This is a genomic window from Devosia sp. (assembly GCF_014860165.1).
Lineage (GTDB): Bacteria > Pseudomonadota > Alphaproteobacteria > Rhizobiales > Devosiaceae > Devosia.
Map to the genome: position 1 here is coordinate 1 of NZ_JACZKG010000049.1, position 22,545 is coordinate 22,545.

Genomic DNA, 22,545 nt, shown 5'->3' on the forward strand with positions numbered 1-22,545 from the left:
GTCGCGCCGGTCGCTGCCCCAGTCGTGCCATGAGCGTCGAACCGCTCATTCAATTCGCTGCCGCCGTGGCGATCTCTTCGTTTCGTCGTTGGGGCTTCGCCCCTTCTTCCGTCAAGCACTGGACGCCCTAGGGGCGCGGCCCCGGCGGTATCCCCAGCCTTCCTCCCCTTTGTCGTGCAGGCCGGGTGATCCCCCTCCGCCGGGGCCGGTGCTGGACGGCTTCAACCCCCTCATTGCCGGGAGCTAGCCCGGGTTCATGCGAACCCGCAAGCTAGGAGATTGACGTGAAGAAGGAGCTTTACCAGGCCGTGACGGATACCATCATCAAGGACCTGGAGTTTGGCATTCGGACGTGGATGCAACCGTGGATCGTCGGTGGGGAAGGCGGCCAGCTCAATCGGCCGCTGCGCGCCAATGGCGAAGCCTATCGTGGGATTAACGTGCTCGTGCTTTGGGGAGCTGCGGCGGAAAACGGTTTCTCGTCGCCAACGTGGATGAGTTTCAAGCAAGCCCAGGACATAGGTGGAAATGTTAGAAAGGGCGAACGGGGAACCTTGGTGGTCTATGCCGGGACCCTGACCCGAACGAAAATGAACGAGCAGACTGGGGAAGAGAGCGAGCGGGGGATTCCGTTCCTCAAGTCCTATTCGGTTTTCAATGCCGACCAGATCGAGGGATTGCCGGCAAAATACATCAAGCCGCCGGTAGCGATGTTGAACCCCGCCCAGCGCATCGAGCAGGTGGACAAGTTTATCGCTGCCGCCGGTGCCGAAGTCAGAAATGACGGGGCAATGGCGTTCTATAGCCCCGAACGTGACCTGGTGCAGATGCCAGCCTTCGACGCGTTCCGTGAGCCTGAAGGATACTATGCCACCCTATTGCACGAGCTGACCCACTGGACGCGCCACAAGTCGCGGTTGGATCGCAGTTTCGGCCGAGAGCGGTGGGGCGACGAAGGTTACGCCGCCGAGGAACTGGTGGCGGAACTGGGCGCCGCATTCCTTTGCGCGGATTTGCAGATCGCCCCCACGGTTCGCAAGGACCACGCAGCATATATCGGAAGCTGGTTGAAGGTGTTGAAAGACGATAAGCGAGCGATCTTCACGGCCGCGTCTTATGCCCAGAAGGCCGCTGACTATTTGCATGGGTTGCAACAGACCAAGGAGGCTACGGCCTAGGCGGAGCCCTCCAATGGCCACAAAAAATGCGGCGCCTGCCAAGGGCAGGCGCCGAAGGCTGGCAGAAGCCAGCGAATGCCAGCCGCTATCCGCTATCCGCTCGCTTTGGCGGCAGCTGCACACAGCCTCGCGAAATCGCTCATGCGCCGAGGATCTGCACTTGCCCCGCAGATCAATATAGCTTCGACAGGGCAGAAAGAAACAGGCCCTGCAGTTGTCACTGCAAGGCCCGTTCACGTTGAGCGTGGGCGCCTTAGGTCCGGTCGTAAACCGGCGCGAGTGGAGCTACCCTCTTCGTTGCGTCTACACCCGCCTGTGCGGACTGCTTGGACGTGTAGACTTCAGAATGGCAGAGGGTTTCACCGTTGGCAGCCTTAAGACGCCAGAAGTACCCGCCTGCATTGGCGCGGAGGATTTCGAACATATTGTTGGCCCTCCTTGGGCCGAAAGTGAGACCCGTCCGAAGCGCCGGGTCATTGATTTTTAAGGAGGGGCCGGCTAGGGTGATGTTGTTCAAGACATGCCTAGCGGGCTTCGGCCCAGGTATTCGGAAATCGGCTGGTTTACGAGACCAGTCGGTTTTCCATCCATTTCACCTTCGGGGTCAGATACGGCCCCTTAGGCGGCAGTTCGTCGGGACTCGCCGGCGGGACTTGCGGAAACCGCGTCCCATCCTTGATTTCAGCGATACGGCCCTGATTGAGACCGAAGAACGCTGCAATATCGTGGTGGCGGTCGCCCCGCTCGATCATGCCCCGAATAAGCGCAACGTCGCGCTCGTCGTGGACGCATTCGCCTGAACTGGCGCTTGGTCATGGCACCAATGCCATTGGTCGACTACGTTATTGCCCACGAGGCTTGTCACGTTCTTCAGCACAATCATTCACGGCGATTTTGGCGGTCGTTAGAAACGATCATGCCGGACTACGAGGACCGCCTAAGAAGACTTGATCGAATGGGGCACCAGTACATTTGGTGATTTTGTATGAGCGATATCAAATTATTCCGCACGGAAAGCGCTGCTGTCACTGAGCTTCGCGGCAGCGCGGTTGCACTAGAAAAGTCGCTACAAACCCTCATTGAACGAAACATGGAAGCGTTCCTGGGCGTGCGGTTTCTCGCATCCGAGTTTCCTACGACGAACGGTGGGCGAATGGACTCGCTCGGCATCGACGAAAACGGTTCGCCAGTTATCGTCGAGTACAAGCGGGCGAGCAACGAGAACGTCATCAACCAAGGCTTGTTCTATCTTGACTGGCTCATGGACCACCGCCGTGATTTCGAATGGCTTGTTCTGGAGCGCTTTGGTGCCGAACAGGCAAAGGCGGTTGATTGGGGAACCCCTCGGCTGGTCTGCATAGCCGGCGACTTCACCAAGTACGATGCTCATGCGGTCAACCAGATGAATCGGAACATCGCGCTGGTTCGCTATCGCCGATTTGGCGAAGAACTGTTGCTTTTCGAACTGTTGACATCGGCATCGGAGCGCCCCACTCGCGAAATTCCCGCCAGCACCGACGCTCTAGGCGAGCCTGCGGCGGCGCGACCACGGTCCCGCCAGAAGACGGTTACGCAATATCTCGCGGACGCGGACCAGGACCTTGTGGACCTCTACGAGGCGACGAAGGCGTACCTGTTAGCGCTGGGCGATGATGTCGAGCTGAAGACCCTGGACAACTACGTCGCCTTCCGCCGCCTAAAGAACTTCGCGTGCGTCGAGGTTAAACCGCAGATCAGGCACCTCAAGGTTTTCCTGAAGGTCGATCCAGACACCATCGAACTTGAGCCCGGTTTCACCCGCGACGTGCGCAACATCGGCCATTTCGGCACTGGCGACCTCGAAATCATCATCACTGATGTCGCCAAGCTGGACAAAGCCAAGCCACTGATGGACCGCAGCTATGATGGCGCGTGAAATGCTGGGGGTCATGTCAATAGCCTGCAGCGCAGTGCACACAACCGACTGGCCGACCGTGGTATCACCGGGCCTTAAACCGGGCCTCTACGAAAGGCGCCAACAGATATACAGCTAACCTATTGAAAATACTGGTGGGCTCACCAGGTCTCGAAGCTGGAACCAGACCGATATAAGCGGTTTGGACGGACCTTAGAGGGAAAGATCGTCCGCGGCGCCGATGCCCCTATTTTTCCGCCGCCTGGCTGTGAATGCGAGACCGGGCGATACGTTCTGCAGGTACAGATCGATTTCCTCGCTAGCCTGGAGGACTAGTCAAAGGCACTACGTGTTAGTGTTGGCAGCTTTTGAGAACGTGCATATTTGCCGTCAGCGACGCGCCCCATTGCGGTGACTAAGCCGATCCACTTGTGGACGTGCATTCAAAACGGCCACGGAAACAGCGACCAAATTGGTATAGCGTGGCCGGACGAAACGGAGGGGCAGAACGTGGGCTTGGTTGACTATCTATACTATGATGACAGGCGCCTGGACTCGTACATAGAGCAATTCGCGTCGCCGGTGACGTTTGATAAATTTGCGGAATGGACGGCTAGCCTCAGCCTGGCAGGTCCCAATGGGGAGGGGAAACAAACCGGCCATGCTAGGCCACTGACCAAGCACGAGAAGGTTGAGGAGGTAACGCAGTTCCTTGTGGACAAGGACTTAGTGCAGGGTCGGCCATGTGGCAGACAGCGCGAATTAGCGTTTGTGGATGACACGTTCAGTGCACGGCGCTTTTTCATTCCAAAGCATAATATCGCGATCTGGATGTCTAAGCCCGCGAAGGCGCCGACCGTGTCTCATAATGATTTCCAGGTCACGTATTTCATTGAGGACTACACCCAGCGGGGGAACCACGAAGGTCCGCCATCCCGGTATTCTGGATATAGCGGTCTATATCTGCTGTCTGAGGAGCTTGAGCGAGGGAACAAGGAACCTCTTCGAGACCTCTGGGATGAACCAGAAACCGGCAAGCTTGCCTTTATTCGCGATCCGATAGGGTTCTTCACAAAGGTCGGGGCACATGTGGGCCCGACCCAAAACATCAGGACAGTCTACAAATTCAGGGCTTCATCGACCGATTTGGATCATCCGGATGGCTACGTCTTGTGCGTGATCGGGTATCCACTTTGGATCGAGAGGGCTTAGATTCTCAATCGTGTCACGCGGATAATAGAACAAACGACGAGTGACCCGGTAAAGTTAGCCTGCAGGGCACTTTCTCTTGAGAAGGCTACACCGAAATGCACGAGCTTGTGACTTTGCTACGCGGCCTGAAGGAGGCTTAGGGCGAACATGAAAAGCGAAAACAGCAGCAACCTCCTTCATCTCGAGGAAGTCCGGAAGGCTGCTAAGGGGCCGCTGCACCAGAAGCTGGTCGACGCCTTTATCGAGATGGCTAAGGACCCTGAAAAAGGGGCGGTCGATTACGCCACCGGTCTGAGGGCCATCTTGGAGGAAACGCTGATAAAGGAGGAGATCCCTAGTGCGCTTCCTCGATCTGACAGTTAGGAACTTTCGCGGATTCGGGCCTTCCGCCGAAACCATAAAGTTCGGTGGCGATTTGATCTTGATGTTCGGCCCAAACGGCTTTGGTAAAACCTCGATTTCAGAAGCCGTCGAGTGGCTGTTTTACGGTGTCACAAAACGTCGCAAACGGGGAGAGCAATTCAGCCGTCCCGAGTATGCCAATTCGTACGCCAATGTTCATGGACGCACACCGGTCGAAGTCATAGCCACGGTGGAGATCGCAGGTACGCAGCACGTGTTGAGCCGCCGCCTTGGTCCGGGGGAGACTTCGGTGACGTCTGTCGATGGCGTCGAGTCTTCCTTCGCCGTGCTGGGTCACAAGCCGATCGAGGCCGTGTATCCGGTCATAGCGCAGCACGGATTGCAGACCTTCATTCTGTCGAAGCCAAAAGATCGTCGCGATGCGATCTCGGCGGCGCTTGGGCTCGATGAGCTCACTGCATTCAAGGCGTCGCTCGAAGGGGCCCGGTCATCGTTTCAACGCACGCCACCTGCGAACGTCACCAGTGCAAGGAAGGAACTCTCGGGGCTGGCTCCGGGCCTGCTCACGGTTCTTGAGGCAAACGATGTTAGCAAAAGGTGGCAAAAACAGCCTGTCGAAGTCGATGCGACCCGCGATCCCGAGCAGTTGCTAGAGGCGGCAAGGGCGCTTTCTCATAGCACCGCCGAGAGCGTCGAGGATGTTTTGAAGGATCTGCGGACGACGCGAGAGCGCGCGAGCAAAGCACTGTTCGATCTCGAAGGGTTCAGCCCGCTGGGCGGAAAGACCGCAAGGCTTGCTATCGCTCGTGCCGTGAGGCTCGAGAAGCTGCTCGACACTCTGTCGAGAGGCGCCAAAAACTATCTTGAGCAGGTTGCTGCGGGGTACAGCGCGGCGCTGCTGGACTTCTGGATCAAAGGCATTGAGCTAGCTCCGGTCGGCGAGAAATGTCCGATGTGCGAATCCCAAACGCTGCGTGCGCATCATAGGGAGGAGTTGGCGGCCAGAATTAAAGCCGGCGCCGACCAGATCCAAACACGCAAAGATTTAGGGAGCGTCGTTAAGTCGATCGCCGCGCTGGCATCGCAGCTGGAAACGGACCTTAGGGCCCTTGCGATCCCCTCCGATTTCTCCATGGTGGAAGACGAACGCCTTCGCGAAATTCTCGGCCACGGACATGGTGCGGTTGATGCTTTCTCCGTGGCGCACGCCGACTTTAGGCGCGAACTCGCGGGAGCAATGTCCGCGCTATTGTCAGTGAAAAAGCATGCATCGGAATTCCTGGAAAAACTCGATGCCGGCGGCAGCTTTTCAGCCGTGCTGTCCGCGCACGAGATTGCCCGGAACACCATCCGACCTGCAGCCTCGCGTAGTGGCCGCAGCTCTGGATCATATGGGGCGGCCTTCGACACGCTGGATGCGCTCATCGCTGAGAAGGTATCCAGCGACAAGGAGGTTGCGAAGATCGATGCGGTCGGCAAGGCGCTTCGCAAATTAGATCAGGTCGATTTGCTAGCGCGTTATGCAACGACGCTCGCTGAATCCCTTGAGCTGATAAGGAGCGTTGAGAAGGAGATTCAGGGAAAGCACAACGTGCTGCTCAACACACGAGGTCAGGAGGTGAAGGACTTTTACGATCGGCTGAATGTGGGCGCCGATGTCGGCTTTTCCGGAATGGAGCCCGGCAATGACAGCATGCAGCTACACGCGACCAGCTTTGGCCGTAAGATGTCGGCAGCAGCGAATTTGTCGGAATGCCAGCTCAACTGCCTCGGGCTTGCCACCTACCTGATGAGAGCCTGCAGCCCTGGAACGCCGTTTGGCTTCGTCCTCCTCGATGATCCGGTACAATCCATGGATGACGGCCACGCAGAATCCTTTATCGCAGACATTGTTCCGCACCTGCTCGATGATCACGGAAAACAGGTGATCGTTCTCTCCCACACCCAAAAGGTGATCGAGCGGTTGAGGGATTTGAACCAGCATCGGGCGACCCGCGTCTACCACCTCGACAACTATGAGAAAGACGGCCCAACGCTAACCGAGCAGGTCGGGCTGCAGATGCTGATCTCAGAGATTAAGGGCGGAATGGTCGGTAACGAGAAAAATCGGGAATACGCGATCGACCGTATCCGTGTGCTCGGCGAGGAGGTAATTCGCGCGATCTACCTGAAGCAAATGAGATCGCCGGCGCCAGCGAAATACGACAGGGCTAACCCGAGCGATCTCCTGGACTTGTTTCGAACGATCACCGGAACGTCGCAACAGGAGTATGTTGGGTTGCGCGACACGATGAGGTTCGCAGACCCGGCACATCATACGCAGGTTGGGTACGCCGTGCCCGTGAAGACGAACATTCAACCGCACCTCGATCGCCTCGGGGGCCTGATAAAGACATACGGCATTTAGTTCGTACAAAGCGCCAGCACGATAGGTTCGGTGCAGGTGGAGGCTGCGCCTCCAGCCCTGGCGGGGAGAGAGAAGTCGTCCCTCCGAGCAGGGCTAGGGAATTGTGATAACGTCCCCGGTCGTGGTTCAGCGGCGAAACGCTGATGCAGGGTTGCGAGGCGCGGCGAAGGCGCTGTTAGGTTCTGGCACGCGAAGTTGGCGTTACGTCAGGATTACTAATTGGACAAAAGCTCAGCCATGCCTTGGATTGGCGAAAAGGGGCTGACGGCAGCTAACGGACTTAACCGCCTAAAAGCGGACGGACCGCTGTCGGCCCCAAACAACGCAATCAGGCTGGCATGGAGCTCAGATGCGATAGCAGCTCGGCCACATTGTGGGCACTATACTTCTTGAGTAGCCGCGCTCGGTAGCTCTCCACCGTGCGCGGCGAGATATCGAGCATGCGGGCAATCTCCTTGGAAGTCCGCCCCTCGCCCAGATGCATGACGATCTGCCGTTCCCGACCCGAGAGCTTGAGCACGTTCCGTGTCTCCGACAGATCGGCGAAGCTCCACACTGCGCGCCTGAGCGGATCGTCATCGCGGGTCAGCGAGTGACCGCGCACCCTGCACCAAAACAGAGTGCCGTCCCGGCGCGCCATTATACGCTCGTCCGAATAGCGGTTGTCGCGCCTGAGCGGTTCCACCCCGACGTCGCGAATTCGCTCGAATTCCTCGCGGGAGGGGTAAAGCATGGCAAAAGACTGTTCGAGAAGGTCGGCCACCGCATAGCCGAACATCTCCGCAAAGGTTGGATTGCAGCCCTTGATCACGCGGCTTTCCGTCACCACCAGCCCAATCGGCGCATGTTCGAAAGCAAGAGCGCTGAAATCGTCCGGCAGGGTCATATGGTGTGTTTCTACGGTATTGCCCGGTTGGGCGCGGCACAGGGATAATAGCGGTCAATTCGCGCTGCGCCAGAGAGATAAGCCCGACAAGGGCATGCGGGGTCGCGATTGATTGGGAGGGGGAGCATGGGCCGTGCAGTGCCCGGCAGGCGCTCCCCGGACGTAGAGTTTTCGGCACGGAGCGGCGCGCTTGCGCAGTTCCGGCCGGTCCAGGGAGGACAACAAATGAAGACCTTGCTCGCCGCTTTGGCAGTTTCCACCGCCTTTACTGGCGCCGCCGCCGCGCAGGATGCGGCCCGCATCGCGCTGCTGCACGGCCTGTCGGGGTCGCCGCTCGAAGCCTATTCCAAGCAGACCCATACCGGCTTCGAACTGGGCCTCGAATACGCCACGGGCGGCACAATGGAAGTCAAGGGCATCCCGATCGAGCTGATCATCAAGGACACCCAGTTCAAGCCCGACATCGCCCGCGCCCTCCTGGCCGAGGCTTATGGTAATGATGACGCGCTGATCGCGGTGGGCGACACATCCTCGGGCGTGGCGCTCTCCATGCTGCCGGTGGCCGCGGAATATGAACGCATCCTCCTGGTCGAACCGGCCGTGGCCGATGGCCTTACGGGTCCCGATTCCAACCGCTATGTGTTCAAGACCTCGCGCAATTCCTCGATGGACATGCAGGCCCAGGCGCTGGCGCTGGCGCCCGACGAGAACCTCTATGTCGCCACCCTGGCGCAGGACTATGCTTTTGGCCGCGATGGCGTTGCGGCCTTCAAGACTGCGCTCGAGGGCACCGGCGCGCATCTGGTGGCCGAAGAATACGTGCCGCAGCAGACGACCGATTTCACTGCCACGATCGAACGCTTGTTCAATGCGCTCAAGGACCAGCCGGGCCGCAAGGTCATCATGATCTACGTGGCCGGCATCGACGCCATGACGCCGCTTGCTTCGGCCGATCCGGGGCGCTTCGAGATCGAGCTTTCCACCGGCGGCAATATCCTGCCCGCGCTCGCCGCCTATAAGCAGGTGCCGGGCATGGAAGGGGCGATCTACTACTACTACGAAGCGCCGGACAATGAGGTGAATGACTGGCTGGTCGAAGAGCACATGGCGCGCTTCGGCACCCCGCCCGATTTCTTCACCGCTGGCGGCATGGCTTCGGCCATGGCGGTGGTGAAGGCACTCGAAACCGCGCCCGACTGGGAGACCGAGACGCTGATCCAGACCATGGAAGGCATGAGTTTCGAGACCCCCAAGGGGACCATGACCTTCCGACCGGAAGACCATCAGGCGCTCCAGGCCATGTACCACTTCAAGATCCGCGTCGAAGACGGCGTCGACTGGGCCATCCCCGAATTGGTGCGGGTCATCCAGCCGGACGAGATGGATATCCCGATCGGCCGCAACAACCAGGAATAAGCCGCGCCTCAAGCGGTCTTGACGGTGCGTCCGGCGGGGGTCCTCCTTCTCGCCGGACGCATCAGACATGCGGGGACACATGCCCAGTTCGCCATCGATCCGAACCGAGAACCTGTCGATCCACTTCGGCGGCCACGCCGCGGTCAATAATGTCACCTGCGCCTTTCATCCGGGCGAACTGACGGTGATCGTTGGCCCCAATGGCGCCGGCAAGACCACCTGGTTCAACCTGGTCTCGGGCCAATTGCGGCCGAGCGCCGGACGTATTCTCTTGGGCGAGCGGGACATTTCCCGGCTTGCGCCATCGGAGCGGGCCAAGGCCGGTATCGGAAGGGCCTTCCAGCTCACCAATCTCTTCCCCAAGCTCAGCGTGCTCGAAAATGTTCGATTGGCCGTGCAGTCACGGGCCAGGCAGGGCGGGCGGCTGTTTGCCCGCGCTGCCGCGCTTACCGGATTGACCGACAAGGCCATGCATTATCTCGCCGAAACCAACTTGACTGGGGCTGCCGCGCTGCTGGCATCGGCGCTGCCGCATGGCGACCAGCGCAAGCTGGAAGTGGCCATGCTCTTGGCCATGGAGCCGGATATCTTCATGTTCGACGAGCCGACGGCGGGCATGTCGGTGGACGAAGCGCCGATCATTCTCGACCTCATCGCCCGGATCAAGGCGGACACATCGCGCACCATTCTTCTGGTCGAGCACAAGATGGATGTAGTGCGGGCGCTGGCCGACCGCATCGTGGTGCTGCACAATGGCGAACTGGTCGCCGATGGCGATCCGGGCGAGGTGATGGCGCTCGATCTGGTGCGCGAAATCTATCTCGGCGTCGGCGCCGAGGAGGTGGCGTGATGGCCCCGGTGCTGCAACTGGACGATGTCCACACCGATATCGCGCAATACCAAATCCTGCATGGCGTCAGCCTGGCCATTCCCCAGGGCGGCGTGCATGTGATCCTGGGGCGCAATGGGGCGGGCAAAACCACGACGCTGCGTACCATCATGGGATTGTGGAAGGCGCGGAGCGGCAGCGTGCGGTTTCGCGGCGATGACATTACCCGGCTCTCGACCCCGGACATTGCGCAGCGCGGCATCGCATTCGTGCCCGAGAATATGGGCATTTTCGGTGGGCTGACCGTCGAAGAAAACATGCGGCTGGCCACCAAGGACGGCAGCTTTGACACGCAGCGTCTCAATCGCGTGCATGGCATCTTCCCGGCAATGGCGCAGTTCTGGACCAAGCCGGCCCACGCCCTCTCGGGCGGGCAGAAGCAGATGCTAGCGGTGTCACGTGCCATCATCGAGCGCCGCGATCTCATCCTGGTCGACGAGCCGACCAAGGGCCTGGCGCCAGCCATCATCCGCAACATGATCACCGCCTTCCGCGAGATCGCCGAGGAAACCACGATCCTGCTCGTTGAGCAGAATTTCTACTTTGCCAAGGCGCTGGGGCAGAGTGTCGCCGTCATTGATGACGGCCGCATCGTCCACAGCGGTACCATGGCCGAACTCGCATCCGATGCGGGCCTGCAGAGCCGCTTTCTCAGCCTGTCTCTGGAAGCGCATTGAGGACATGATGACCGACACCACCGCTTCGTTTCGCACCAGATTGACGACAGGCATCGACCGCTTTGGCGGGGTGCTGCTACTGCCCGTGGAGCTCGCCGTGATTGCTCTGCTGCTCATTGGCCAGCCCTCGACCTGGGCGACGCTGACCATAGCGGGCCTTGCCATGGGCATGATGATTTTCCTGATGGCCTCCGGCCTCTCGCTGATCTTCGGGCTCATGGATGTGCTGAATTTTGGCCATTCCGCCTTCGTCACAGCCGGGGCCTTCATTGGCGCGACCGTCCTGGGCTGGCTGGGCTTCTGGGTAACGGGCGGCAATCCGGCGCTCAACCTTGCCGGCCTGCTGCTGGCCATTGCCGCAGCCACCATCTTCGGCGGCCTTGCCGGCTGGTTCTTCGAACGCGTCGTCATCCGGCCCGTCTATCAGGACCATTTGCGGCAGATCCTGATCACCGTCGGTGCACTGATCGTGGCCGAGGAACTGGTGCTGCTGATCTGGGGCGGCGCGCCGATACCCGTGCCGCGCCCGGCGGTGCTCACGGGCTCGCTGGTGCTGGGCGGGGTGTCGGTCGAAATCTACCGCATCTTTGCCTTTGCGCTGGGGCTGGCCGTCTATGTCGCGCTCTATCTGGTGCTCAACCGCACACGGCTGGGCCTGCTCATCCGCGCCGGGGTGGAAAACCGCGAAATGGTCGAGGCGCTGGGTTTCCGCATCGACCGGCTGTTCATCCTGGTCTTCATGGCCGGTTCAGCGCTGGCGGCCATGGGCGGGGCCATGTGGGCGGGCTACCAGGGGCTGATCACCGCAGCGCTGGGGTCGGAAATGATGATCCTTGTCTTCATCGTCGTCATCATCGGGGGGCTGGGCTCGATCCAGGGATCGCTGCTGGGCGCGATCCTGGTGGGCCTGATGGCCAACTATGTCGCCTTTCTCGTCCCCAAGATGGCGCTGGCCTCCAACATGCTGCTGATGATGGCGATCCTGCTCTGGCGGCCCTATGGGCTGTTGCCCGCGGTCAAGCGGTGAGGCCGAGGTGAACATGGCACAGACCACTTCCGCCATCGGCGCTGCCGTCCCCAACTCAAAGGCGGGTCGCACCTTTGCCGGACGCGTGACCGTCTATGGCTTGGTGGCCCTGATTGGCCTGGCCCTGGCGCTGGCGCCATTCCTGTTCCCCGATGTGCGCAGCCAGGAGGTTGCGGCCCGCATCTGCGTCTTCATCGTGCTGGTGGCTAGCTATGACCTGCTGATCGGCTATACCGGGATTGTCTCCTTCGCACACACCATGTTCTTCGGGCTGGGCGCCTATGGTACAGCAATCGCGATCAAGACCATGGGACCGGGCTTCGAAGCGATCCTGCTTGGCGGCGGCATCGGTATCGTTGCGGCTTTGGTGCTGGCGCTGCTCATCGGCCTCCTCTCCTTGCGGGTGAAGGCGATCTTCTTTGCCATGGTGACGCTCGCTGCCGCTTCGGTGATGATGGTGCTGGCCAGTCAGTTGTCCGATTTCACCGGGGGTGAGGACGGCATCACCTATTCGATCCCGAAATTGTTCGCGCCTGCCACCGAACTTCTTGCGGACGCAGACGGCAAGGCCTTGAGGCTGTTTGGCGTTGCCCTCAATGGGAAGCTGGCGCTCTACTATTTCGTCTTCATCTCCGCCCTCGTGCTGTTCCTAGGAATGTTGCGCATCGTCGCCTCGCCGCTCGGTTCGGTGCTGCAGGCCATCCGCGAGAACGAGATGCGCGCCGAGGCCATCGGCTATCGGGTAGTAGTCTATCGCACCGCAATCTTCTGCATCGCCGCCGGCGTCGCCGCCTGCGCCGGCATCCTGCGAGCGGTCTGGCTCAAATATACCGGGCCGGAGGTCGTGCTGTCCTTCGACATCATGATCGACATCCTGCTCATGGTGGTGATCGGGGGCATGGGCACCATGTGGGGGGCGGTGATCGGCGTCGTACTGATGACGCTGGCCCAATATTATCTCAAGGACCTGATGGCCCTCGGCGCCGAAGCGTCGTCGGCCCTCCCCATCGTGCCCGACCTGCTCAATCCCGAGCGCTGGCTGCTCTGGCTGGGCCTGTGCTTCATTCTCCTGGTCTACTTCTTCCCGGCGGGCATTGCCGGCACGCTCATGGGCAAGGGAGTGCGGAGATGAGCCAGCCGCGCTCCACCTATCTCGATGCGGCAGGATTCGAGATGCACGTCACCGAATGGGGCGACAGAGGTAATCCTGCGCTGGTCATGTGGCATGGCCTCGCCCGGACCGGCCGGGACTTCGACGAGGCGGCGGCCGCCTTGTCCGACCGCTATTTCATCCTCTGCCCTGATACGCTTGGACGGGGCCTGTCGGCCTGGGCGCCGCGGGGCGCCGCAGACTACACTTTTGCCACCTATGGCGACATGGCAACGGCCATGCTGGACCACTATGGCATCGGTCGGTGTGGCTGGATTGGCACCTCGATGGGTGGTCTGCTCGGCATCACCCTGGCTGCGGGTTCCTTGCGCGACAGCATCAGCCATCTGATCATCAATGATGTGGGGCCTGACATTCCGGCCGACAGCGCCCGCCGCATCGCCGACTATGTCGGCAGTCCACCCGTCTTCGATACGGTCAGCGAGTATGAGGCCTGGTTGCGCCGCACCTACGCCCCCTTTGGCACCAATTCCGATCGTTTCTGGCGCCGAATGACCGATACGTCGGTGCGACGCACCGGCTCGGGCAGGCTGACGGTGCATTACGACCCGGCAATCGTCTCGCAGATGGGTGAGAACAAGGCCGATCTCGACGTCTGGACGGCTTACGATGCGGTCTCGGCAAAAACGCTGCTGATCCGCGGCGAGCATTCCGATGTGCTCCCGCCCACGATTGCCAGCGCCATGCGCATGCGTGGACCTTGCCCGCCGCTGGTCACCGTGCCCGACTGCGGCCACGCCCCCACCTTGGCCGACGAGTGGCAAATTGGCCTGTTGCGGGATTTCCTTGCGGACTAACGCGCCGCCGAGTGCCCAATGGCGCCCGACCGCGCCGCAGACGCCTGTCCTGAACGTCTGCTTCTCGCGTCGCGGACGCCAGAAGCCGTCAGTCCCCTTGCGGCCCCGGCTCTGCCGTTGGGCGGGAGCTAAAGAACGGCAGGTTTTGGGCTGCGGCCCGAGTAGCTGGAACGGCGACAAAGGGGTCGGAACCCGCCGGACGGGAACGCGCCCCATTCCGGTCGTTCGAGCGCTTTGGCGATATCCCAAAAGCAGCCGGCCCGCCCGGGCCACCGCAATGTCCTCGTGGCGTGGATTGCGGGCGGTCCGATCACATTGCATAAACCGAGGCTCGGCTCGGTTACAGCCCTAAACGCGTGTCGCGCTGATGTCCATTTGTCTCGTCGAAATGGTGGACCTAAGCCCCTTCCGACGATGGAAAGCACGACCTGGATTACCGTTGCGGGAGCGACGGTAGCAATTCTCGGCTCTTCATGGGCATCAAAAACACTATGAATTGACCTGCTCGATCAGCGCAAGCAGACCCATGAGTATCTCCCTCGGTGAGGGCGGGCACCCCGGAATGTGGAGGTCGACGGGGACGACGCTGTGTGCTCCGTCAAGCACAGCATAGCTGCCAGCAAAGCAACCGCCGTCCCGGGCGCAGTCGCCAATAGCGACGACCCATTTGGGGTTGGGCATCGCCTCGTAAGTCCGCCGTAGGGCTTCGCGCATGTTTTTGGTGACCGGACCCGTGACCGTCAGCACGTCGGCATGGCGCGGAGAGGCAACAAAGCGGACACCGAAGCGCTCGATATCGTAAAAGACGTTGTTGAGGGCATTAAGCTCAAGTTCGCAGCCGTTGCACGATCCGGCATCGACTGTCCTTATCGACAGGCTCCGTCCGAGCCGCTGGCGGGCGGCACGGTCGATTGCCGCCGCCAGCTCGGCGATTGCCCAATCCTCGGGCATCGGCGGCCGCTCGGTAAGAGGGGCTTGCAGTATGCCGTCCAGAAGCAGTCTGCGCATCACGTTACTCTAGAGGTCGTGCCCGGAATACGAGCAATTGAACGATTTATTGCAAAGCGGAAAATCGGCGACGATGTTGTTTTCGATCGCTGCCTCCAGTAGCGGCCACTGGAACCAGCTGGGGTCTCGCAGGTGGCAGCGTTCCACCTTCCCGTCGCCGCCGAGCCGCAGCCAGACGAGGATATCGCCGCGAAAACCTTCCACCAGGGCTGCACCTTCGCAAGGCTCGGTCCTGTCGGCAAAGCTGCCGACCAGCGCGCCCCCCGGCAGCGCCGAGAGCATCTGCTTGACCAGCGAGAGGCTCTGCTCGACTTCCCGTATGCGAATCCAGACTCTAGCGTCCACGTCGCCTTCGCTCAGCACCGGCACTTCGAAAGCGAGCTGGTCGTAGGGCGCATAGGGTTGCGTACGCCGCGTGTCAAAGCTCCGCCCCGATGCCCGGCCGATGTAGCCGCCGGCGCCGTACTGCGTTGCCAAAGCAGGCTTCAGCACCCCGGTCGAAACCGTCCGATCCTGCAAGGACGCGGTATTGTCGTAGGTTTCGACTAGCCGAGGCAACTGTTCGCCGATGCTGGCGATGAGCGCCGTGATTGCCTCCACCCCGTCGGGGCCGGGGTCAATGGAAACACCCCCCGGGACGATGCAGTCTCGCATCAGGCGATGACCGAAGGCAGTAACAGCTGCGCGCAAGACCCTTTCGCGCAAGGCACCAAAGTGCGCATGCAGGAGGGGGAAAGCGGCATCATTGCAGATGGCGCCGATATCACCGAGATGGTTGGCTAGGCGCTCCAGCTCCGCCATGAGCGCCCGCAGCCAGATCGCCCGGGCCGGAATCTCGAGTTGCAGCGCCGACTCCGCGGCCATGGCGAACGCCCATCCGTAAGCAACCGTACTGTCTCCGGAGACGCGGCCGGCCAGCTTTGCGGCCCCTGCCAGGTCGGCGCCGGCCATCAGGGACTCGATGCCTTTGTGAGCGTAGCCCAGCCGCTCCTCGAGCCGCACCACCGCTTCGCCGTTCGCGGTGAATCGGAAGTGACCGGGCTCGATAATGCCGGCATGCACCGGGCCCACGGCGATCTGATGCAGGCCCCCGCCCTCGACCGGCAGGAACGTGTAGAGCTCGGAATCTCGCCTTGCAGTCCGGGGGGGATTGAGGGGAAAGCTCTCGGGCCAGCATCCATGATCGAGCCAGGGGCGCTGGTCCGGAAGCCCGACGGGCACCAGGCCGAAAAGGTCCAGTATTGCCCTCTCAAGCCGAATGGCGGGAGGATGTGCCTGGCCGACCGATGGGTAGACGCCGTCCGGACATGGCAGGCTGAGGATGGCGACGGTGTTGGTCGCTGCCTCGATCACGGCCATGTGCACGCACTCGGTTTCGCCCCAAAGGCCGAGCAGGGTCATTTTCACGCTTACCAGCCCAGCGATGGCACGCTGCCACGTGGACGACTGGACAGTGCATCGCGGCCAGGGAGCGTGATATGGGACCAACATCCCCTCAGCGACGAGATCGGCCAAGCCTGACATTTGGGCTCCTCCTGCGTTCAACCGAGAAGAATTGCGATGTGCTGAAACCACGATACCAGCGGTGGCGGCAGGTAGACCCCCGCCGTCAACACCAGGGCGAGATGGATGAACATTGGGGCATAGGATGCCTTGACGGGCGCAAGGCTTCCCATCGGCTCGCCAAACGCCACTTCTGTGAGACGGAGCAGCAGCGCCCCGAACGCAACAAGCAGTCCAAAGGCCAGAGGAACCGCGAGTAGTGGCTGCAGGGCGAACGTCGAGGACACCACCAGGAACTCGCTCATGAAGATGCCGAACGGCGGCACGCCGATGATGGCTGCCACACCAACGACCAACCCCCAGCCCAGACCGGGATGAGTAACGGTGAGGCCGCGGATCTCGGCGAGTTTCTGCGTGCCCTTGACCTGAGAAATGTGCCCGACCGCGAAAAATATCGCCGACTTGGTAAGGCTGTGCATGACCATGTGCAACAGGCCCGCGAAGTTGGCGAGTGGGCCGCCAAGGCCGAAGGCAAAGACGATGATACCCATATGCTCGATAGACGAATAGGCAAACAGGCGTTTGATGTCGCGACGACCATACAGCATGAAGGCCGCGAAGATCAGCGACACCAGGCCCATGGTCATCATCAGCGGGCCAGGCGCAATCGCCCCCGGATTGGCGGCGAGCAGTATCTTGAAGCGTAGCACCGCATAGAGGGCAACGTTTAGAAGCAGCCCGGAGAGTACCGCCGAGATCGGCGTCGGACCTTCTGCGTGGGCATCGGGTAGCCAGGCGTGCAGGGGTGCGAGGCCCACCTTGGTGCCATAGCCGAGTAGCAGGAACACAAACGCGACATTGAGCAGCGCCGGGTCGAAGTCCGGAGCGTGTTCGACAAGGATCGTCCACACCATGGCGTCCTGACCTTCCCCGATCAGTGGCTGCGCCACCATGTAGACGAGGATGGTGCCAAACAGCGCGAACGCGATGCCGACGCTGCCGAGGATGAAGTATTTCCACGCCGCCTCAAGCGCTTCGCTGGTGCGATAGATGCCGACCATCAGCACGGTGGTCAGCGTGGCCAGCTCAACAGCCACCCACATCAGGCCGACATTGTTGGAGACGAAGGCCAGGTTCATGCCGAACATCATCACCTGATACATCGCGTGATAGAACCTGATGTTGGCGCTGTTGAGCCGCCCGGTCTCCAATTCGTGCGCGATGTAGCTGGCGCTGAATACGCTGGTGGTGAACCCCACGAAGGTATTGAGGACGATGAAGGCGATGTTCAGATCGTCGATGAAGAAATACGTTCCCGGATCCGGCCGACTGGTGACGAACAGCGACAACGCGGCCAACAGGGTCAGGAGACCGGCAGCCACATTGAGCCGCGCGGTCAGTCAGTAATTGGGTAGCAGCGCCATCAGCGCCGCTGCGCCCAGCGGAACAAGCAGCACCGCCATCACCGGGTCGAACGCGAGCGGGCTCACCGGCGGTCACCCTGGAACTCGTCGAGCGCCTCGACATCGACGGTGTCGAACCGTTCGCGAATTCGGAACAGAAAGATGCCGATGACAATGAAGGCGACAAGGATCGAAAAGGTGACGCTGATCTCGACCACCAGCGGCATTCCCTTGGCCCCTGTCGCCGCCAGCACGAGCCCGTTCTCCAGCGACATGAAGCCGACCACCTGGCTGACGGCGTTCCGCCGGGTGACCATCATCAGCAGGCCGAGGAGCAGCACCGACAACGCGAAGGCAAGATCCTCGCGCGCCAGCGGATCAATTTCAGAGGTAACCTGCAGCATCACCGCCATCGACAGCGCAACGAGCCCAATGCCGGCGAGCATGGTGAGACCGACCCCGACCGCGGTCTCGATCTCGCGATGGATGCCGAGCTGCCGGATAATCCGATGCAGTGCTACCGGAATAATGATCGCCTTGAAGACCAGCGCGATTGCGGCAGTGACATAGAGGTGGGGCGCATCCTGCACATAGGCCTGCCAGGCGACTGAAAGCGTCAGGATCAGCGCGTGCAAGGCGAAAGTGTTGAGCAGCGCATAGAGCCGATCCTGATAGAGCATCATGATGCTCACCAGCACCAAGCCGCCGGCAAGAAGGTGAGCAATGTCGAAAACGAAACCGTTCATCAGAGGCTCCGCGAGACGAATAGCAGTAGCGTACCCAGCAAGCCCAGCATCAGGGCCGCGCCCAGGAATGCCGGAACCCGGAAGACGCGCATCTTGGCGGTTGCCGTTTCGAACACGGCCAGCAGCGCGCCACCAACGAGGAGCTTGGCAAGATAGGCCGTGAAACCCAGGATGTGAGCAAGGGCGCCTGATCCAGGTTGCGCCAGCCCCCAGGGCACGAAGACGCAGGCAATCAGGGAAACATACAGCAGGAGCTTGAGCGCCGCGGCAAACTCGATCATGGCGAGGTGGCGGCCGGAATATTCAAGCACCATGGCCTCATGCACCATGGTGAGTTCGAGATGGGTCGCCGGATTGTCGATAGGGACGCGGGCATTTTCCGCGATCGCGACCATGATCAGCGCCACCAGAGCCATGCCGAGCGAAACGCGCAAACCCACATCGGGCGAAGCCATCACCGTGGCTACTGTGGAAAGCTGGGTCGACCCGGCAATCAGCGCCAGCGAGAACACGATGAGCAGCATGGCCGGCTCGGCAAGAGAAGCGATCATCGCCTCGCGGCTGGCGCCGATGCCGCCGAAGCTGGTGCCCGCATCCATGCCCGCGAGCGAAAGGAAGAAGCGGGCACTGCCGACCAATGCGGTGATGGCAATGAGGTCGGCGCTCCAGGTGAAATAGAGGCCGGTGGCAAATGTCGGAACCAGGGCGGCAGCGACCCAGGTCGCCGCGAAGATCAAATAGGGTGCGGCCCGGAACAGCCATGAGGCGTTCTCAGCCAGCACGACCTCCTTCCGCAGCAACCGGACGAGGTCGCGATAGGGCTGCAGAACGGACGCGCCTTGGCGCCGCTGCAGGCGAGCCTTGAGCTTGCGGACCAGGCCGGTGAGCAGTGGCGCGAGCAGCAGCACCGCCGCCATCTGCAGGCCCTGAACAAGGATGTCGAGGATCATGCCCACAGTGCCAGCACGAGCAGGAGGGTGACGAGGGCGGCGAAGACGATGCTGAGATAGCGCCTTATGGTCAAAAATTGCAGTCCGTTGAGCCGCTTGGCCACGAAGCGCACGCCGCGAACGATGGGGGCATAGATGCTGTCCCACACGATGTCTCGCATCGTCACCGTCAGCCGCGCCGCTCGCATGTCGCCAGGCGCAGGCATGTCGATCTCTTCGTGCGCCCGGAACGCAAGCTGGCCAAAGACCCGGCGAATTGGCTGCGCAAAGCTGTCGCCGGAATACTGCATGTCGGCGCTGAGCGACGGGAGGCCACACCCCCAGGCCGGACCGCGTCGCACTGCGCGCGAGGCGAAGCTGTGTATGAAGAACACGGCCAGCCACGCGGACAGGGCGACAAAGGCGAAAATCAGAAGTCCATTGTAGGAACTGCGGCTCTCAGCGATAGGCACCAGCGATAGCCAGGCAATCTCCGCCTGCCTCGGCAAGCCACTGCCAACCAGAGAATTTGCCACTGGGGACAGCGCATCGACCACCAATCCCGGAAACATGCCGGCCAGCAGGCACAGGCTGGCCAGGATCGACATGGCGGCGAGCGAAAAGTGATCGACCTCACGGGCTTCGATCGCCGCAGCGCTGCGCGGACGCCCGAGGAACACCGTCCCATACACCTTGATGAAGCAGGCGGCGGCAAGGGCCGCGGCGAGCGCCAGCATGCCACCGACCGCAGGCACCATCAGCTTCAGGCCGAATTGCGGCAGGTCCGGGCTCTGGAGGATCGCCTGGAACACCAACCATTCCGAAGCAAAGCCGTTGAGCGGCGGCAGTGCCGAGATGGCGAAGCATCCGACCAGGAAGACGACGCTGGTGACCGGCATCCGATGAATGAGTCCACCAAGCCTTTCCATGTCTCGCTCGCCCGTAGCAGTCAGCACCGCGCCCGCGCCGAAGAACAGGAGACTCTTGAAGAAGGCGTGATTGAGCACATGGAACAGCGCCGCAGTCAGCGCCAGCGCCGCCGCCAGCCTCATGCCGTTCGCCTCGAAGGCTAGCGCAAGTCCAAGGCTGACGAAGATGACGCCGATGTTCTCGATCGTCGAATAGGCGAGGAGACGCTTTATGTCTCTCTCCATTAGCGCCGAGAGTATGCCAAAGACCGCGGTCGCGCCGCCGATGAACATCACGATGATGCTGGACCACCAATTCGGTTCGCCGACGAGATCGAAGATCACCCGGATGAAGCCATAGACCGCCACCTTGGTCATCACGCCGCTCATCAGCGCGGAGACATGGCTGGGAGCCGCCGGATGGGCCAGCGGCAGCCAGACATGAAGTGGCACCAGGCCAGCTTTCGATCCTGCCCCAAGCAGCATGAGGCCCAGCACCAGCGCAACGACGAGCGATTTGTGTTCGACCGCCCTGATCATCTCGAACGCATAGCCGCCATCGGGTCCAGCGAGCAGGCCAAAGGCAAGCAGCAGCGCCAGCGTGCCGAAGCTTGCCATCACGAGGTAGATATAGCCGGCCCTGGCATTCCCTGGTTCGCGGTGGTGAGCCATGACCAGCGCCCAGGAACTCAGCGACATGAATTCCCAGGCAAACAAAAAGGCAAAGGCGTCGTCGGCGAGCACCACAAGGTTCATGCCGGCGAGGAAGGCGGGAAAGAATGGCAGCACGCGCCCCGGTGTCGTTTCGTGCGTCCCGTAGCCGAGACCGAAAAGGCTGGCCACGCCCCCGCCGAGGTTGACCACGACAAGGAAGAATGCCGACAGCATATCGAGGCGGAAGTTGGCGCCGATCCAGGGCAGTCCGAGAGGCAACGTCAGGGTCGAGTTGTCATGAAGTGCATCCAGAAGTTGTGTCAGGGCGGCAACGAGCGCAACTGCGGAAATAGCCGCGGTCACGCCGTAGATCACCTGGGTTGCCCTACCGGACCGGCCGAGTCCGATCGCCAATATTGCCGTCGCGAGCAAGACGGCAATGCACCCGAGCAACAGCCCGATTGAGCCCGTCACGACCGGCTCCCTGCAACACCGAGGCGCAGTTCACCACGCCCGCGAGCTAAGCTGGCACGCACCTGCAGGCAGCTTTGTAGGGTGATGGGGGCGCCAGGCACTGTCAACTTCGATGCCGCCGGGTTTGAGGTCCGCGATCAACTTCATGAGGGCGTGGACATCGCCGCGGGTCATGACCTCGCGACATGTATTTGAATGCACCATACCCAATATATGATGTCACAGACATATGAATTAGCGCAGCTTAGAATGACCGCCCGCTGTTAGGCAAGCTCGCCGGCAAGAAGCGGGCTTCAGGCCTTTCGCCCCCGCGCCCCCGCCGCCCCGCCGACAATGCGTGGTGACGTCAAGATAAAGAGCACCGCCGCAAGCGGGATTGAGAAGATATAGCCAAGGTGGCCGAACCCAAGGGCACCGACAACGCCGCCCGCAAAAAACATGCCGACGATCCGGAGCAGGATCGACAGCTTTTTCAGGTCAGCCTTGACCCTCGGGGCATCTGGTTGTTCCTTGCTGCGATGCCAATAGGCATACTTCCCCAGCTCAATGCCGATGTCCGTCACCATGCCGGTGAGATGGGTCGTTCGGATCCGGGAGCCAGAGATTTTGGTGATGGTCGCATTCTGAAGCCCCATGATGAAACAGAGCAATGGTGCCGCCAGCGCCATGAACCCTGGGGCCTCTCGACTGGCTGTGCCCAGGACGCCGAAGGCCAGCAGAAGCAGCGCTTCAAGAGCGATCGGATAGGCGTATTGTTTGGTCCGGTCGTTACGACGGCCCCAGTTGATCAACACCGCCGAACAGGCAGCACCCGCGACAAAGGCTATCATGGCCACAACGCCGACGCCGACAGCACCGAATACCCCCAGCGCAAGATTGTCGGCGATCGCGGACACGATTCCCGTCATATGAGAGGTGTATTGGCCGATAGCCAGAAAGCCACCTGCATTGGTCGCACCAGCGATGAATGCCAGAACGATCCCCAATAGCACGTCGGTCACCC

At 61.1% G+C, this 22,545-nt stretch carries 19 protein-coding genes and 2 pseudogenes; 12 read left to right on the forward strand and 9 right to left on the reverse strand.

The genetic code is table 11. The annotated features are described in order from the left end of the window. Window positions 1-284 precede the first annotated feature (284 nt). Window positions 285-1,178, forward strand: coding sequence for a zincin-like metallopeptidase domain-containing protein (locus IH615_RS11720; protein WP_291362058.1), 894 nt, complete (start codon window positions 285-287; stop codon window positions 1,176-1,178). Window positions 1,179-1,431: 253 nt separating this feature from the next. Here the strand turns inward: IH615_RS11720 and IH615_RS11725 are convergent, their stop codons facing one another. After that, on the reverse strand, window positions 1,432-1,602 hold the full coding sequence (locus tag IH615_RS11725; RefSeq protein ID WP_291362059.1) for a DUF1508 domain-containing protein: 171 nt from the start codon (window positions 1,600-1,602) through the stop codon (window positions 1,432-1,434). Window positions 1,603-1,959: 357 nt separating this feature from the next. On the opposite strand from IH615_RS11725, the pseudogene IH615_RS11730 reads away from it, so the two are divergent. The 5 genes and pseudogenes from IH615_RS11730 to IH615_RS11750 all read left to right on the forward strand — a co-directional run. Further along, a pseudogene (locus tag IH615_RS11730) lies at window positions 1,960-2,157 on the forward strand (M48 family metallopeptidase); the annotation flags it as partial. Window positions 2,158-2,163: 6 nt separating this feature from the next. Then, entirely contained in the window at window positions 2,164-3,093 is a 930-nt protein-coding gene (locus IH615_RS11735) for a DUF5655 domain-containing protein (RefSeq protein ID WP_291362060.1), read from the forward strand. Between the two features lie 495 nt (window positions 3,094-3,588). After that, entirely contained in the window at window positions 3,589-4,284 is a 696-nt protein-coding gene (locus IH615_RS11740) for a hypothetical protein (RefSeq protein ID WP_291362061.1), read from the forward strand. A gap of 147 nt (window positions 4,285-4,431) precedes the next feature. Next, the gene (locus tag IH615_RS11745) at window positions 4,432-4,647 is read left to right on the forward strand and encodes a hypothetical protein (RefSeq protein ID WP_291362062.1); all 216 of its coding nucleotides are present in this window, start codon (window positions 4,432-4,434) and stop codon (window positions 4,645-4,647) included. After that, window positions 4,622-7,054, forward strand: coding sequence for an AAA family ATPase (locus IH615_RS11750; protein WP_291362063.1), 2,433 nt, complete (start codon window positions 4,622-4,624; stop codon window positions 7,052-7,054). The genes IH615_RS11745 and IH615_RS11750 overlap by 26 nt, the downstream gene beginning before the upstream one ends. Window positions 7,055-7,382: 328 nt before the next feature. Here the strand turns inward: IH615_RS11750 and IH615_RS11755 are convergent, their stop codons facing one another. Continuing rightward, window positions 7,383-7,940: a PAS and helix-turn-helix domain-containing protein gene (locus tag IH615_RS11755; RefSeq protein ID WP_291362064.1), complete on the reverse strand. Its 558-nt coding sequence runs from the start codon at window positions 7,938-7,940 to the stop codon at window positions 7,383-7,385. Window positions 7,941-8,165: 225 nt separating this feature from the next. On the opposite strand from IH615_RS11755, the gene IH615_RS11760 reads away from it, so the two are divergent. From IH615_RS11760 to IH615_RS11785, 6 genes are all read left to right on the forward strand, one after another. Further along, window positions 8,166-9,356, forward strand: a complete 1,191-nt coding sequence (locus IH615_RS11760; protein WP_291362065.1) for a substrate-binding domain-containing protein — start codon at window positions 8,166-8,168, stop codon at window positions 9,354-9,356. A gap of 79 nt (window positions 9,357-9,435) precedes the next feature. Continuing rightward, window positions 9,436-10,206 (forward strand): ABC transporter ATP-binding protein, encoded by a 771-nt coding sequence (locus IH615_RS11765; RefSeq protein WP_291362066.1) that lies wholly within the window; start codon window positions 9,436-9,438, stop codon window positions 10,204-10,206. Beyond that, the gene (locus IH615_RS11770) at window positions 10,206-10,922 is read left to right on the forward strand and encodes an ABC transporter ATP-binding protein (protein WP_291362067.1); all 717 of its coding nucleotides are present in this window, start codon (window positions 10,206-10,208) and stop codon (window positions 10,920-10,922) included. The genes IH615_RS11765 and IH615_RS11770 overlap by 1 nt, the downstream gene beginning before the upstream one ends. Before the next feature lie 7 nt (window positions 10,923-10,929). Next, entirely contained in the window at window positions 10,930-11,949 is a 1,020-nt protein-coding gene (locus IH615_RS11775; protein ID WP_291362068.1) for a branched-chain amino acid ABC transporter permease, read from the forward strand. Between the two features lie 13 nt (window positions 11,950-11,962). Continuing rightward, window positions 11,963-13,081, forward strand: a complete 1,119-nt coding sequence (locus IH615_RS11780; RefSeq protein ID WP_291362069.1) for a branched-chain amino acid ABC transporter permease — start codon at window positions 11,963-11,965, stop codon at window positions 13,079-13,081. Further along, window positions 13,078-13,917, forward strand: coding sequence for an alpha/beta hydrolase (locus tag IH615_RS11785; RefSeq protein WP_291362070.1), 840 nt, complete (start codon window positions 13,078-13,080; stop codon window positions 13,915-13,917). Before IH615_RS11780 ends, IH615_RS11785 begins: the two co-directional genes overlap by 4 nt. Window positions 13,918-14,406: 489 nt before the next feature. Here IH615_RS11785 and nuoB read toward each other — a convergent pair whose 3' ends face one another. From nuoB to IH615_RS11820, 7 genes and pseudogenes are all read right to left on the reverse strand, one after another. Further along, window positions 14,407-14,925, reverse strand: coding sequence for an NADH-quinone oxidoreductase subunit NuoB (nuoB, locus tag IH615_RS11790; RefSeq protein WP_291362071.1), 519 nt, complete (start codon window positions 14,923-14,925; stop codon window positions 14,407-14,409). Window positions 14,926-14,934: 9 nt separating this feature from the next. Further along, window positions 14,935-16,449 carry an NADH-quinone oxidoreductase subunit C gene (locus IH615_RS11795; protein ID WP_291362072.1) on the reverse strand — a complete coding sequence of 505 codons (1,515 nt, stop codon included), beginning with the start codon at window positions 16,447-16,449 and terminating at the stop codon, window positions 14,935-14,937. 17 nt (window positions 16,450-16,466) lie between these two features. Then, window positions 16,467-17,891 (reverse strand): annotated as a pseudogene (locus IH615_RS11800) (hydrogenase 4 subunit F). Window positions 17,892-17,914: 23 nt separating this feature from the next. After that, complete coding sequence (locus IH615_RS11805; RefSeq protein WP_291362073.1) at window positions 17,915-18,577, reverse strand: hydrogenase-4 component E; 663 nt, start codon at window positions 18,575-18,577, stop codon at window positions 17,915-17,917. Then, window positions 18,577-19,533, reverse strand: coding sequence for an NADH-quinone oxidoreductase subunit H (locus IH615_RS11810; protein WP_291362074.1), 957 nt, complete (start codon window positions 19,531-19,533; stop codon window positions 18,577-18,579). Before IH615_RS11810 ends, IH615_RS11805 begins: the two co-directional genes overlap by 1 nt. After that, entirely contained in the window at window positions 19,524-21,542 is a 2,019-nt protein-coding gene (gene hyfB, locus IH615_RS11815; protein WP_291362075.1) for a hydrogenase 4 subunit B, read from the reverse strand. Before hyfB ends, IH615_RS11810 begins: the two co-directional genes overlap by 10 nt. Before the next feature lie 293 nt (window positions 21,543-21,835). After that, a complete protein-coding gene (locus tag IH615_RS11820) occupies window positions 21,836-22,543 on the reverse strand; it encodes a YoaK family protein (protein WP_291362076.1) in 708 nt (235 codons plus the stop codon). Window positions 22,544-22,545 lie beyond the last annotated feature (2 nt).